Below are 13,107 nucleotides of genomic sequence, written 5' to 3' on the forward strand. Positions count from 1 at the left end.
AATTACAAGGGCTCGAGGGTTGACACTCAGCACCCAACGAAGAGCAATGAACTTCTTGCTATAATTTAAGGCTTAACTGGGTCGGTAGCTCAGTCGGTAGAGCAGCGGACTTTTAATCCGTTGGTCGCGAGTTCGAATCTCGCCCGACCCACCAGTGATTTGCAGTAGAAACTATGACTTGCTAACCGCAATTCATTTTTTTTGCTTATTTTTTTCGGATAGCGCAATCACAAAGATTTTTATAAGTGGCTTTGGCAGACTACTTTAATTGTGAGAATAAAGTTTGCGTGTTATTGCATACCCTTGCTTTGCTCAACTAGACCATCAAAAACTTTTTCCATTTTGGAATTCGTTCCGCGTATCCCAAGAACCACTGCCTGAGCCCAAGAAAAATACTCTTGTCTGCGCTTCAAATCCCATCCCGCTGGCGGAGATGCCAAAATATCTCTTAGGTTACAAATCTTGTCAGCAAGCTTGACGAGCTTTGCCTCATGACTGGCGAACGGGGCATGCTCGACTTGCATGCGTTTTCGTACATCCTTTGGAAGTGACTTATCGTCAGTAACTTCTTTAACAATTGACGCCACCTTCTTACCAAAGTGAGCTAACAATTCTTCTTCAGTCGTTTCTGTATCTTCAATAACATCGTGCAGTAACGCAGCACATAAGATATCCCAGGAAACTACTCCACCCTCATTGACCAAAACATTAACAAGTTCGATTGGGTGATTGATGTAGGGTGTAATCTGCGCATCTTTACGACGCTGATTTTTGTGTTTCTCGGCAGCAAAAGATAATGCATGAACAAAATGATTAATCATGGCATCAATTATAGGTATTTAAATATGCCGATTCTAGGTACGGTTCTCTGATTAATCGCCACCTGCGAACTAAACCATAGCTTGTTACGGGATGCCTCAATAGATACCATGAAGTAGACTGATTGATGTGCGGGTATTTGATTTCTCCAGCTAACTCAGTTCGTATTTAGAAAACTTCAGAAGCGATAATCCACGATTCCCTTCTCATTATTTGATTGCCCTATTAACCCTGGGGCTAAGCATCTATAAATTCTGGTGCTACTTGTTTGCCTCACAGAATCAAGCACTTACAGAACGCCTAATTTTGGTGCTCTGCAACGAAATTTCACCTCGTAAAAAAGAAGAAATTTTCATAGACAAATCTCTTCAGACCCATCAGCATAAGTCTATGCCGATAACTCAGTTGAACGTGTGTTCGGTCTTGTTTCGACACAACATGGATCAAGGGACTTATTGGCAACCAAATACTAGAATTCTTGAGGAGTACATCATGAATATTCGTCAATTAGAAATCGAAGAAGACAGTCTGTCTGAAAAGTTTTTTGAGTTGCAGTCGAATGAATTGGTACAAGAACGCTTGATTTGGCAGCATTTAACTAGACGCAAAATTAATGAAATGAATCATATCCCCGATCAAGATTTCAGTGATTGGGGTGATGATTAAACGAGAGTAGAAGCACTATGTTTGATCAAAAGAAATCTACGAATTACCACCTGCAATTTACTAACGAGATTGGAGCGGGGTCAACAGTACTGGGCAACCTAGAGGGCAATGGCCATTTTCGGGTTGGCGGGGATTTTATTGGCAATATCACTGAGGCCAAAGATAGTCAGGGCACCCTAGTGATCGATAAAAATGGGGTTCTCAAAGGTGACGTTCACTACACTAACCTGATTGTCGCAGGTCGGATCGAGGGCTCAATCACGGTAGATGAAAAAATGGAGGTCTATCCTAGCGCCGTAATCCGCGGTGATATCCGTTACAAAATTTTAGATATTCACCCAGACGCCAAAGTGGATGGTCTACTCTCCTGTGCCGCACTAGACAAAACCAACTCTTTAGATTCTGGAGTGCTAGAACTCAAACCCAATAAAAAGTCAGCCTAATTACTCTTTAGGGGATGATGCATGTCATATCGGATTGCACCAAAAAATGAATTCAATATTACTGAGCGAATGACTTACCGCAAAGACAACAAAGAAATTCATTGTGGCTTTTTATGGAAAACAGGTGCATTCATTACAAATCAGTCACCTGATTTTTTAGATGATTATGAGCCTAGCGTTGGTTTGAGTGTAAGTCTTCATGACTTTTCCGAGGTTAACCTTTCTGACGAAGGAAAAAAGCTCATTTACTTCTCGCCCACAACGCCACAGGCAGAGCAAAAAGTAATGACTGAAATATTTGAGAACAGCAGCACTATCGATGATTTTGATATTGGCTTCCAGCACAAAGGCTGGCAGTTAGTTGATGCTGATATTGTGATGTGGGGCGAGTTATCCACCACAAGCCACGAGGCAACTTTATAAACTAGGTCAAAATAAAACCACCCTAAGGTGGTTTGTAGGATGAAGTTAAATCCGAATCTAGGCTACGTATCGCAAAAATACAGGGATTGATTGCTCTATAGATTCCACTGAAAGAGTTTGCGTCATTGATTGAACTGAATTTGCTTGAACAGGCTTTTGCGATGAGCTAATCATCACACCCATTTTTTCAGCGCAGTGATAAATGCTAGCTTCAAATTGACTAATGCTTTGGCCGAATGCAAAGAAATTGCCATTCTCTAAATTCACAACTTGATTCACTGACATTCCACTTAAATTAGCCAAGCTAAGGACGCTCATACGTTGTGATTCGCGCGCCTTTTGCATCAACTTGCCCAACTCTTTTGCGCATTTAATCTCAGTTAAATTTGCCATGTCTCCCTCAATTTTTTTGAGTACGGAGGGCAATCTTGCTTCTAGATGAGATCGTTGTCAATGGCTCTAGGGCTAATATGAAAAGAAAAGGTTGGGTGAGCGTCGAACTTTTTCACACTAATGACCTACGATTAATTTGTTGCTACGCAACAAATTAATCTACTGTAATTTTTGCCTTCTCAACCACCTTAGCCCAACGACGCTGTTCAGACTTAATGAAACTCGCGAACTGAGCTGGCGTATCACCTACTAGGACGGCTCCATCCTCAAGCATTTTTTTGGAGTCTTCTTTCGATTTAAGGCCTTTAACAATCTCTTGCGCAAGCTTATCAATAATAGGCTGCGGCGTTCCAGCAGGGACGATGATTCCATACCATTGGGATGTCTCAAAGCCCTTATAGCCAGACTCCGCAATTGTTGGAACACTTGGCAAGACCTTAGACCTGTCCAATGAACCCACGGCCAATGGTCTCAATGCATTTCCCTTGATTTGCCCCATTAATGAAGGTAAGCCATTAAAGGTTGCCTGAATTTGACCTCCAATCAAATCGGTCAACATAGGTCCTGAGCCTTTGTAAGGCACGTGTACGAGATCAATTCCCGCCTCTGAGCAAAAATATTCCATAGCCAAATGGCCCGCACTGCCATTTCCAGCAGATCCATAATTGATCTTGCCTGGATTTTTTTTAGCATCAGCCACTAAATCACCCAAAGTCTTGTATTGACTTCTCTCGCTAACAGCAATGACATTGGGCACCTTAGCAACTAAAGTCACCGGAGCAAAATCCTTATTTGGATCATAGGGCAACTTCTTGCCGAACAGAGCTGGATTTACTGCAAGAGTACCAACATGACCCAACATTAATGTGTACCCATCAGGACTTGCACGCTTCACCTCCTCCATTGCAATATTGCCAGCGCCACCAGGTTTGTTATCCACATAGACTGATTGACCCAAACTAGTCGTCAGCATACTTGCCACTGAGCGAGCAACAATTTCTGATGTGCCGCCTGTAGCAAATGGAACCACCAAGCGAATAGATCTCTCTGGATAGGCGGCACCAACTACTGATGAGCCAATCGCAGCTAGTAGACACAACAATAATTTGGATGTGTTTTTCATTTCTAAAGCTTTGAGTAAATTAGCTTTACCATTGATTAGTCAACGGTAATCTTGCCTGTCTTGATTAACTTACTCCACTCTGCCATTTGTGTTTTGATAAATTTGTCTGCCGCATCTGCGTTTCCTAGAAAAGGTTCACCACCAAGACTAAGCACTTTATCTCTCACCTCTGATGACTGCATCACCTTTGTAATCGCATCCGCAATCTTGACCAGAATTACTGCTGGGGTTGCAGCTGGTGCGAAAATACCATTCCACTCATAAACCTCATAACCCGATACGCCTGCTTCAGCCATCGTGGGAACATTTGGCATAGATGAAGCTCTTTTCTTACCGGTTACAGCCAAGGCATTTAATTTACCTGTCTCAACATATTGCTTAGTTGATGCCACGCTACCGAAGAACACCGGCACTTGTCCACCAACCACATCATTCAACGCTGGTCCACCTCCCTTATAAGGAATATGCTGCATCTCCACGCCCGCCTTCACTTCAAAAAGCGCGCCCGCAAGATGCTGGGCGGAACCATTTCCAGAGGAAGCGTAAGAAATTCCATTCGGCTTTGCTTTAGCGATCGCCACCAATTCTTTTACAGACTTGACTGGAAAACTTGGGTTTACCAACAACACGTTTGGATATTGAGCTAATACACCTAGGGTTTTAAAGTCTTTGTTAGGGTCATATGGCAACTTAGGAAATAAAGATGGATTCACCGAATATGAGGAGGCATCTAACATCAAGGTGTAGCCATCGGCATTTGCTTTGGCCACATATGCAGCTGCAATTTGACCACTTGCACCTGGTTTATTTTCAACTACAACAGATGTTCCTAAAGCCTTACCTAATGGTCCCGCAATGGTTCTAGCCATCAAATCCGCAGTACCGCCGGGAGGATAACTTACTACCAATGAAATAGGTCGATTTGGCCACTCTTGTGCACTTACCATGCCAGTCAAAAAAAGTAGCGCCATAAAAAATGCCTTTATTACGTATTGCATACCACCTCCTTAATAGACTTCTGCAGAATATTCAAATGCCATTGCGTCACCGACTGAGCTGCGGTACTCAACTGGCTTACCCATTAAATCAAATGCCACTCGATGTACTCGCACCGCTGGATGACCCTCTTTCATATTGAGGGCTTTTGCATCAGCTTTTTTCATTAGTTCAAATCCAACTTGATCTTTTGCCCTTATGACAGCCACATTACACGCCTTGACATACATGGGATATAGTAATTCTTCAAATTCGCTGGGCTTCAATCCTTGTAGCCTCTTAAATTTAGGTAATGGCAAATAGATTGTTTCATTTAACAAAGGCCTGTCTTTCAGCAGTCTTAGGCGATGAATTTTTAACAATGATTTAAATGCCCAATCAGTAACTGCAGCAATCCTCTTTTCCATGGGTACTATTTTGATAGTCACTATTTTGGCTTGCGGAACTAATTGCCGGTGATCATCTAGTTGATAACGAAAAAAACGCAACATCGATTGACCGCTTAAACCGCTACTGACCTCTGTACTTTTCCCATGGCGCTTAACCAACACCCCCTCTTGTGCCAATTGCGCTATTGCCTGACGGATCGTACCCAGTGCAACACCAAACTCCTCTGCAAGACTTGCCTCAGAGGGAATTGCACCACCAATAGGCCACGCACCCGCCTCAACTCTTGCCCTAAAAGCTACCGCTAGGTCTTGATACCCTCGATATGTTTTATTACCTGCCATGAATAATCCATTGACTCAATTGCTAACATAACTCATCTAGATGAGTTATGTTAGCATAGATTCATGTACGTCGATACCCATTTCCACATTTTTGATAGAAATACTATTGACCCTGGCGCTACGCGTTATTCGGTCAACTATAGTGCGTCACTTAGCACGTGGTCTTCACTTTCCCGTTCGCACAATATTACTCATGGCGTTATCATTCAGCCCAGCTTTTTAGGCACCAATAATGCATTCTTATTGGATGCTATTGCTCAATTTCCCGATCAACTTAAAGGTGTTGGTGTAGTCGATGCTGCAATTTCTAAAGATGCATTACAAGCGTTAAAGAATCAGGGTATCTGTGGTGTGCGTCTAAATCTCTCAGAAGATCCTAATCCGCTAAGAACAATAGATAACAACCAAGCATTGCTAGAGCACTTATACGATCTTGATATGCATCTACAGATACATCATGATGATGGACTGCTAAATACATTACTACTAAACATACCGCATGGCCTAAAGATCGTGATTGATCACTTTGGCAGACCAAAATCAAATATAGAATTCTTAGCGGATCATCTAGGCATTGAGCACCATCAACCCAACTTATGGGTTAAGCTCAGCGCCCCTTACAGAACCCCTAATCTAGATCATCATTCAATCTATAAGTTTTGGCTTAATAAGATTGGCCCCTCTCGCCTGCTATGGGGAAGTGACTGGCCCCACACGCGCCACGAAGCCGAACAAAATTTTGCAGAACAAATGCAGCAATTTTTTTCTTTAACAAACGATCAAAGCATCAAAGACCAAATCCTAAATTACAACCCGATGGCGTTGTATTGGTCTTAACTTGCCACCTGTCTTTTCTGTTTTGCAACCAACTGCAGCCTTTGGCAATCAGGATTTGGCGTTCCATCATCGTTCAGGATATTGAACTCTCGACAAGGAGAAGGTCGGTTTTCATAAATAGAGCAACGCCAACCCTCTTCTTTGCTGTAACGTAATGCAATACATGGTGCACCACCCTTCTCGGTACCCCTCATGCAAGCAAGATGATCTGTGAGCTTAGTAGTGAGTTCGGCAGGCACGATACCAACACCATTACCTTCAATCTCCCCATGATAAAAACTTACACGGAAATGCTGGCAACACTGACCACAGTCAAAACACGGATTAGAAGTCATGCCAACATTCTAATAGTTTTGCTATCAATAAATACAAGGGAATAAGGAATCCGTGATTTCCTTATTCCCTCGCTGCTGATTGTTGTTCTTATTCTTTTATTTTTATTCTTACTTTTTACTGATACTGACGATTAAATACTTGCTTTGTTTCGATTTCGTGACGCTTGGTATTTTTCAACACTGCGCAGTACGACAGAATCATGATGGCAAGCAATGAGATGCCATTAAAGTTATTCATCAAGTTGCTTAATGTATTCATTTGTTTCTCCTTTACTTTGATTGCTTAGTTGTTTACTTAGTTATTACTAGATTACTGAGTTCAAAGCTCATGAAATGAGCTATTTAAAAATCGTTGTTTTTTCTGTATTTCATTCATATCTTTCATGGCCTTCCTAGCGTGCGACAGGCAACTCATCCCACTTCGTGGTGTAGTTGGGTGATCGATTGTTTGAACGCATTTGCCAAGCTTGTTTACTATCTTGCGTACCCGAGACTGCCGACCGAATCGCCGCATTTCCAAAGCGCGTATTAATCTCATCCATCACTTTCATAAGATGCGCTGATTTACCTTTGCACTCTAGATTCTCAAAGAGTGATTGCTGGACACTTGGCTTATCGCCAATACAGCTCAGGATGATTCCCGCTTTCTTATAGCGAAAGTTCGGCTGATAAATTTGTTTCAGACCTGCTAACGCGGCACTGGTTAGCGTCAATGTGTTATCTGTTGGGTCAGCTAGAGGAATAGTGGTACTTTGATGATGCTGTGGCTCGTGCTGCTTAAATGGATTTGTCTGAATAAATACTGTTAATGCGCTGGTCACTCCATCTTGGGCTCTTAATTTTTCTGCAGCTCTAGCAACATGGGTAGCCACCGACTGAGCTAACTCAGCTTGACTAGTGACCAGTTTGCCGAAGCTACGTGAAGCAATAATTTGCTGCTTATCAGATGCTACCTCTTCTAACTGCAGACAAGAAGTGCCTCGTAGCTCATAACAAAGTCGCTCCATCACTACGCCATATTGCTGACGCATTGCCTGGGGAGAAACATGTAGCAAATCAAACACACTGTGAATGCCTTGTGCTTTCAGTTTTTTGTTTAACTGGCGTCCAATACCCCACACTTCACCAACCTCAGTCTCACTGATCCACTGATAAAGCTCTTCTGTAGGCATCGCCTGTACATCACATACACCAGAGAATGTGGGATGTTTCTTGGCTAAATGATTGGCCAACTTCGCTAAAGTTTTACTAGCACCAATGCCGACACACACTGGCAGACCCGTTGTTTCTTTTACGGTTTTTCGAATCGATTGACCCAACTCAATCGTATCTTGGTAACGCTTTAAAACACTTTCAATTTGTAAAAAACTTTCATCAATGCTGTAGATCTCGATCTTTGGCGTAAATGTTTTGAGCACCTGAACTACTCGATTACTCATATCACCATACAGCGTATAGTTTGATGAGTAGGCAGTAATGCCATGCTGCCTTGCCAAATCTTGCATCTGAAACCATGGCGCGCCCATTTTGACGCCCAAGGCTTTTACTTCTGAGCTGCGCGCTACAGCGCATCCATCATTATTCGATAAGACAACCATCGGAACAGTTTCTAGTTTGGGCTGAAAAACACGCTCACAAGAAACATAGAAATTATTAACGTCCACCAAAGCAAATAATGCTGGGGTTAAATGAGCAGTAGGTAATTTTTTCGGCACGATCATTGCTTGATGCTCTTGTTGTAACGAGTGCTCGCAGTGCTGTACTTGCGCACTACGCCAACTACTACACCCCAAATCTGCAATTCATTACCCTCACTAAAAGTAATCGGTTGATAGCTTGGGTTCTCAGGCTGCAGCTCAATACGGCCACGTGATTGATATAAACGTTTGATGGTGTACTCACCATCCACCACTGCCACAACGATGTCTTTGTGTTTTGGCTTTAGTGCCTTATCCACAACCACCTTATCGCCATCACAAATCCCCGCGCCCAACATCGAATCACCCTTAACCGTGAACATGAATGTAGCCGGCTTGTTCTCGACTAGATACTGATTTAGATCCAGGCCATCCTCAGCGTAATCCGCTGCCGGACTAGGGAATCCAGCTGAAATTCGGTGACTGAAGAGCTTGAGCTCATAGGCGGCAAAATGACCCGCCAAAGCTTCTGGCGCCTGACTTAAGGTCGTTTTGAGGGGGCTTAACTGGGACTTCATAGTGATTAATATACTGTATGTTTATACAGTATATATAAAAACCTGAAAAATGAAGCTGTTTTTGTTGTTTTCCAGTCTTTGAGGTGGTTTTTCTAGTCATAAACCCCAATCTCCTCAAGAAGGATTTAACCCATAATGGGCTATGAGTTTTTGATGAAGTTCCATTCCAAGACAACCGATACCGGTGGGGGAGACAAATGAAGGTGCATCAAAAGGTAATTTCCATTGTTGCTGGATTTTGGTTTTGCTGGGGCCTGTGCACTACAGTTGTTGCGCAATCCTTAGGGCCCTTTCCCGACAAAACCATCCAGTACATCATTCCTTTTCCACCCGCCGGTGAGTCTGATTTGGTGGCTCGGTACCAAGCAGAAATCTCTGCGAAAAAATTTGGGCAGCCTATGGTGGTCATTAATCGCGCTGGTGCTGGTGGCGCCCTCGTTTGGAGCGCACTGAACACTTACCCTGCTGACGGCAGTACCGTAGTGGGAGTCAATATTCCGCACACGCTTTTGCAACCACTACAAGAAGGCATTCAGTACAAGACTGACGATATCAATGCGATCTACTACTATCACTTCACGCCAGATGCCTTAATGGTCTCTGCTGATAGCCCCTACAAAACCTATCAAGAATTTATTGCGGCAGCCAAAAAAGAACCTGGCAAGATGTCGCTTGCTGGTTCAGCCCAATACTCTGCCAACCATATGGCAGTAGAGCGCTTAAACAAATTGGCAGGCGTCAAAATCAACTATGTGCCGTTTAAAGGTACTGGTGATTTAATTACCGCCCTCATTGGCATGCACGTTGATGGCGCTATGGGCTACTTACCCTTAGCAATTCAGCAAAAAGGCAAAGTACGCACGCTTGCTATCGCTACTGAGAAACGCAATCCCGCGCTACCTGATGTGCCCACCTTTAAAGAACTAGGCCTGAACTGGGTAGATGGCGCTTATCGCGGTGTAGCCGTACCAAAATCCACACCACTCATACTGCAACAAAAAATGTCGGATTACTTCGCCAAACTTAATGCGGATCCTGATACTAGGAAAAAACTGGAGGAATCTGGTTTTGTATTAGTCGACATCCCTCTAGCAAAGATGCCCGCCTTTATCAAAGACAAAACTGCGCAATCTATGGAAGATGCTAAGAACGCTGGAATGATTAAGTAAGCGGAATAAAAAACGGGTGCAAGCTTTATGCTTGCCCAGTTTTATGCATAAAGATTTGAATATCTTCTTGCGAGACAGGTAGGCTAATAAGATCGGTGTAGTAAAGACTGGATCCAGGCAAACGCTCAATTGACTTCGGAGCGAGACGTCCAACAGGCACTAAATACTCTTGCCAAAGCTGACGCATATGCATGCTGTATGCACTCACTGGGACCTTTAACTCAATCGCTCGCTCTGTTAATTGCTCGCAAAGGGTCACTGGTCTTTCAATATGAAGTTCGTGAAGATGTGGCCGTTCCGATTTCGCTTTTTTTTCGTAACGCTCAACATGGTAGTCATGATATGTTCTCGTGCCGAAATCAAAAATATTGTCGGCAATCGCACGTGACAGCCAATAAGCATCAGTCGCGTCATAATCACTCAAAAGCACATCCTGCAATTTGTTTTGATAGCGCTCTTTGTATTTTTGGGTTTTATGACTATAAAAAGGGTGTGTTTTCATATAGCTGGCAACTAAGCCGCCTAACACTACCAAACCCCCGATTAATATCCCCTCAGTCATTCCCTAACATCCTTGCTGCCTTAGGTAAGCAGGCTATTTAGCCAAACTAGCAAATCTTTCTAAAATATTTAATCGATAACATACCAAAAAAATAGATCGACCGCATAAATCGTTGCACATTTTCTGTGCAAACTGAATTAACAAAACATAAATGCCAAGATGGCTGGGTCATCTAAAAACGCATTAGACAGATAAATACTGGCTCTAAAAAACCAAGGATTTGCCGCCTCAATGATTTCTGAAAGAATCTCCATGAGGCTATTGTAATAGCCTAGCCCCCGAGATAATCTGACTTACCTACTTCTACGCCATTGTGACGCAAGATGTTGTACGCGGTCGTAATATGAAAGTAGAAGTTGGGAATAATCCAAGCCAATAGGTATTGATCACCCACAAACTCAAAGCTCCACTCTTTAATCGAGAACTTAATCTCTTTGGTGTGGCTATCTACAAGCTGCGTTGGATTAATCGTTTTAGCAAAAGCAATTGTTTTCGCAATACGCTCTTGCAGTTGCTCAAACGTGCTTTCGTGATCATCAAATGTAGGCGGCTCAATACCAGCTAGGCGCGCCATCCCATTCTTGACTTGATCGCAAGCGATTTGTACCTGCTTCGATAACGGAAACATATCTGGTGCAAGACGGCTATTTACTAGCACCGCGCCATCAATGTTCTTATCCTTCGCGAAGGCTTCTCCTTTTTGCAAAATATTGGAAAGGTTTGTCAGCATCTTCACAAATTGCGGGATCGATGCTTCATACATATGTATTGCCATATTGATAGTCGCTCGCTGCTTTAAACGTCACTCATAAAATCACCACCACTATCGTCCCATGAGCTAGTACCACTATCGTCCCATGAACTTGCATCGCTCACACCAAAGTTTGGAGCATCTGGTGCAATTCCACCGACTTGATTAAACCCATTGTTAACGTTGCCAGGGTTCGATTGCTGGCCACCGCCCATCAAATGACTCGCTAGCGCTTGACCTGCAACCATGCCCGCACCTAAAGCAGCGCCAGTTACCAAACTACCCATCAAGCCGCTACCCGCACTAGGTGCGCCAGGATAGCCAGGAGGATAAGCACCGGGGGCGCCAGAGTAAGGACCATTTGCTGTTGGAGCGTTATATACCTCTACTGGTGGCTGACGCTTTTTCATAAAGAAAATAATGCCGGCGATCAAGATCACAATCAGAATCCAGAACAAGGGGCTAGTCAGGATCGAGCCTGCGCCAGAATTTACATTGGCAGGCACCGTGCCAGCACGCAACTCTGCTTGCAAACGTTGTACGGATTGAGCCTGTGCAAATGGTAATCCAGGCGCTAGATTTTCTGCCTTGATGTACGCTTGGCGTGCAGCATCGATTTTGCCTTCACGCAAATACAACTCAGCCGCAATGTAATGTGCCTTGGCGCTATTAGGATGGTTTTGCAAGACCTCTTTCATCATGGCATCCGCCTTTGCTAACTGACCAGATTGAATGGCTTGAGAAACCTCTGGCAATGTAGCTTCGGCAAAAGCCAGCGGGCTCGCCAGCAATAATGCACTTGCGAACACTGTCACAAAGATCTTCATTACATTACGCATTTTCATAAAAACTCCTTTTAGGAAATTTATTGCGATTTTTATTATCGCTAGTTTGGGTATTTTTGCTATCCCTCAGTTATATAGGGGCTTTTTAGAGAAATTCAAGTAAAGAGATGAAAATTCTAAGGGGAGTAACCTTATTTTTTGTAGCTATATTAATTCATTGATGTTATGATTTTATGTAACTACAATAATTTGAATGAAGTTTACCTATGATTCAGTAAAAAATAAGTCAAATCTAAAGAAGCATGGCCTACCCCTCTCAGCAGCTCAGTCTTTAGACTGGGATACGGCACTAAAGTGGGTTGATCTCAGAAAAGAATATGGGTAAGAAAGATGTGTCGCCTTAGCCTTAATGGATCAACGTCTTTATTGCGTAGTTTATGTAGAGTCAAGAGCAACAATGAGGATTATTAGCCTGCGAAAGGCAAACATTCGCGAGATCGACAGATATGAAGAAAAAAATTATTAGGCCAACTGCAAGAGAAAACATTGCCATTACTAAAGCCGCACTGTCTGATCCCGACTCACTTCCACTCACCGACAAAGATTGGAATGAAATTAAACACAGAACAGTTCGGGGGCGAGGAAGACCACCAGGCAGCGGCACCAAAGAGCAAATCACACTAAGAATTGATAAAGACACCTTGGATTTCTATAAATCCAAGGGTGAAGGTTGGCAAACCTTCATCAATCAAATACTGGGCGAAGTAAAAAGAGAGTCTAAAACCATCTCTACCATTGAAAAGAGACTTAATAAAGGCGTCTTAATTGCTAACAAATTAAAGGTGGCTGCTTAGATATT

At 43.1% G+C, this 13,107-nt stretch carries 18 protein-coding genes and 1 tRNA gene; 7 read left to right on the forward strand and 12 right to left on the reverse strand.

All coding sequences use genetic code 11. From position 1 onward, the window contains the following. Positions 1-78 precede the first annotated feature (78 nt). Positions 79-154: transfer RNA gene (locus NHB34_RS06445), tRNA-Lys, on the forward strand. A 136-nt stretch (positions 155-290) separates the two neighbouring features. Here the strand turns inward: NHB34_RS06445 and NHB34_RS06450 are convergent. Further along, on the reverse strand, positions 291-818 hold the full coding sequence (locus tag NHB34_RS06450; protein WP_353428563.1) for an HD domain-containing protein: 528 nt from the start codon (positions 816-818) through the stop codon (positions 291-293). Between the two features lie 493 nt (positions 819-1,311). On the opposite strand from NHB34_RS06450, the gene NHB34_RS06455 reads away from it, so the two are divergent. Genes NHB34_RS06455 through NHB34_RS06465 form a run of 3 tightly spaced genes read left to right on the forward strand, consistent with a single transcriptional unit; the run spans position 1,312 to position 2,351 of the window. Beyond that, entirely contained in the window at positions 1,312-1,485 is a 174-nt protein-coding gene (locus NHB34_RS06455; RefSeq protein ID WP_353426821.1) for a hypothetical protein, read from the forward strand. A gap of 17 nt (positions 1,486-1,502) precedes the next feature. Continuing rightward, positions 1,503-1,928, forward strand: a complete 426-nt coding sequence (locus tag NHB34_RS06460; RefSeq protein ID WP_353426822.1) for a polymer-forming cytoskeletal protein — start codon at positions 1,503-1,505, stop codon at positions 1,926-1,928. A gap of 21 nt (positions 1,929-1,949) precedes the next feature. Beyond that, positions 1,950-2,351 (forward strand): hypothetical protein, encoded by a 402-nt coding sequence (locus tag NHB34_RS06465; protein WP_353426823.1) that lies wholly within the window; start codon positions 1,950-1,952, stop codon positions 2,349-2,351. Between the two features lie 57 nt (positions 2,352-2,408). Here NHB34_RS06465 and NHB34_RS06470 read toward each other — a convergent pair whose 3' ends face one another. From NHB34_RS06470 to NHB34_RS06485, 4 genes are all read right to left on the reverse strand, one after another. Further along, positions 2,409-2,744, reverse strand: coding sequence for a helix-turn-helix transcriptional regulator (locus tag NHB34_RS06470; RefSeq protein WP_353426824.1), 336 nt, complete (start codon positions 2,742-2,744; stop codon positions 2,409-2,411). A 154-nt stretch (positions 2,745-2,898) separates the two neighbouring features. After that, the gene (locus tag NHB34_RS06475) at positions 2,899-3,867 is read right to left on the reverse strand and encodes a tripartite tricarboxylate transporter substrate binding protein (RefSeq protein ID WP_353426825.1); all 969 of its coding nucleotides are present in this window, start codon (positions 3,865-3,867) and stop codon (positions 2,899-2,901) included. A 35-nt stretch (positions 3,868-3,902) separates the two neighbouring features. Further along, positions 3,903-4,865, reverse strand: a complete 963-nt coding sequence (locus NHB34_RS06480) for a tripartite tricarboxylate transporter substrate binding protein (RefSeq protein ID WP_353426826.1) — start codon at positions 4,863-4,865, stop codon at positions 3,903-3,905. A 9-nt stretch (positions 4,866-4,874) separates the two neighbouring features. Next, complete coding sequence (locus NHB34_RS06485) at positions 4,875-5,594, reverse strand: GntR family transcriptional regulator (protein WP_353426827.1); 720 nt, start codon at positions 5,592-5,594, stop codon at positions 4,875-4,877. 63 nt (positions 5,595-5,657) lie between these two features. Here NHB34_RS06485 and NHB34_RS06490 point away from each other — a divergent pair, with 63 nt between their 5' ends. Next, positions 5,658-6,431: an amidohydrolase family protein gene (locus tag NHB34_RS06490; protein ID WP_353426828.1), complete on the forward strand. Its 774-nt coding sequence runs from the start codon at positions 5,658-5,660 to the stop codon at positions 6,429-6,431. Here NHB34_RS06490 and NHB34_RS06495 read toward each other — a convergent pair. The 4 genes from NHB34_RS06495 to umuD form a co-directional block, all read right to left on the reverse strand. Beyond that, positions 6,428-6,766: a YkgJ family cysteine cluster protein gene (locus NHB34_RS06495; protein ID WP_353426829.1), complete on the reverse strand. Its 339-nt coding sequence runs from the start codon at positions 6,764-6,766 to the stop codon at positions 6,428-6,430. The two genes, NHB34_RS06490 and NHB34_RS06495, sit on opposite strands and share 4 nt — an antisense overlap. A gap of 115 nt (positions 6,767-6,881) precedes the next feature. Beyond that, positions 6,882-7,025: a hypothetical protein gene (locus NHB34_RS06500; RefSeq protein WP_353426830.1), complete on the reverse strand. Its 144-nt coding sequence runs from the start codon at positions 7,023-7,025 to the stop codon at positions 6,882-6,884. 133 nt (positions 7,026-7,158) lie between these two features. Further along, the gene (locus NHB34_RS06505) at positions 7,159-8,487 is read right to left on the reverse strand and encodes a Y-family DNA polymerase (protein ID WP_353426831.1); all 1,329 of its coding nucleotides are present in this window, start codon (positions 8,485-8,487) and stop codon (positions 7,159-7,161) included. After that, entirely contained in the window at positions 8,484-8,981 is a 498-nt protein-coding gene (umuD, locus tag NHB34_RS06510) for a translesion error-prone DNA polymerase V autoproteolytic subunit (RefSeq protein ID WP_353426832.1), read from the reverse strand. The genes NHB34_RS06505 and umuD overlap by 4 nt, the downstream gene beginning before the upstream one ends. Before the next feature lie 197 nt (positions 8,982-9,178). Here umuD and NHB34_RS06515 point away from each other — a divergent pair, with 197 nt between their 5' ends. Further along, entirely contained in the window at positions 9,179-10,150 is a 972-nt protein-coding gene (locus tag NHB34_RS06515) for a tripartite tricarboxylate transporter substrate binding protein (RefSeq protein WP_353426833.1), read from the forward strand. Between the two features lie 25 nt (positions 10,151-10,175). Here NHB34_RS06515 and NHB34_RS06520 read toward each other — a convergent pair whose 3' ends face one another. From NHB34_RS06520 to NHB34_RS06530, 3 genes are all read right to left on the reverse strand, one after another. Continuing rightward, positions 10,176-10,712, reverse strand: a complete 537-nt coding sequence (locus tag NHB34_RS06520) for a hypothetical protein (RefSeq protein WP_353426834.1) — start codon at positions 10,710-10,712, stop codon at positions 10,176-10,178. A 271-nt stretch (positions 10,713-10,983) separates the two neighbouring features. Continuing rightward, entirely contained in the window at positions 10,984-11,487 is a 504-nt protein-coding gene (locus NHB34_RS06525) for a DUF1993 domain-containing protein (RefSeq protein ID WP_353426835.1), read from the reverse strand. 20 nt (positions 11,488-11,507) lie between these two features. Continuing rightward, entirely contained in the window at positions 11,508-12,308 is an 801-nt protein-coding gene (locus NHB34_RS06530) for a tetratricopeptide repeat protein (protein ID WP_353426836.1), read from the reverse strand. A gap of 446 nt (positions 12,309-12,754) precedes the next feature. Here NHB34_RS06530 and NHB34_RS06535 point away from each other — a divergent pair, with 446 nt between their 5' ends. Continuing rightward, entirely contained in the window at positions 12,755-13,102 is a 348-nt protein-coding gene (locus tag NHB34_RS06535; protein ID WP_353426837.1) for a BrnA antitoxin family protein, read from the forward strand. Positions 13,103-13,107 lie beyond the last annotated feature (5 nt).

The sequence above is a fragment of the Polynucleobacter sp. MWH-UH19D genome (assembly GCF_040409795.1).
GTDB lineage: Bacteria > Pseudomonadota > Gammaproteobacteria > Burkholderiales > Burkholderiaceae > Polynucleobacter.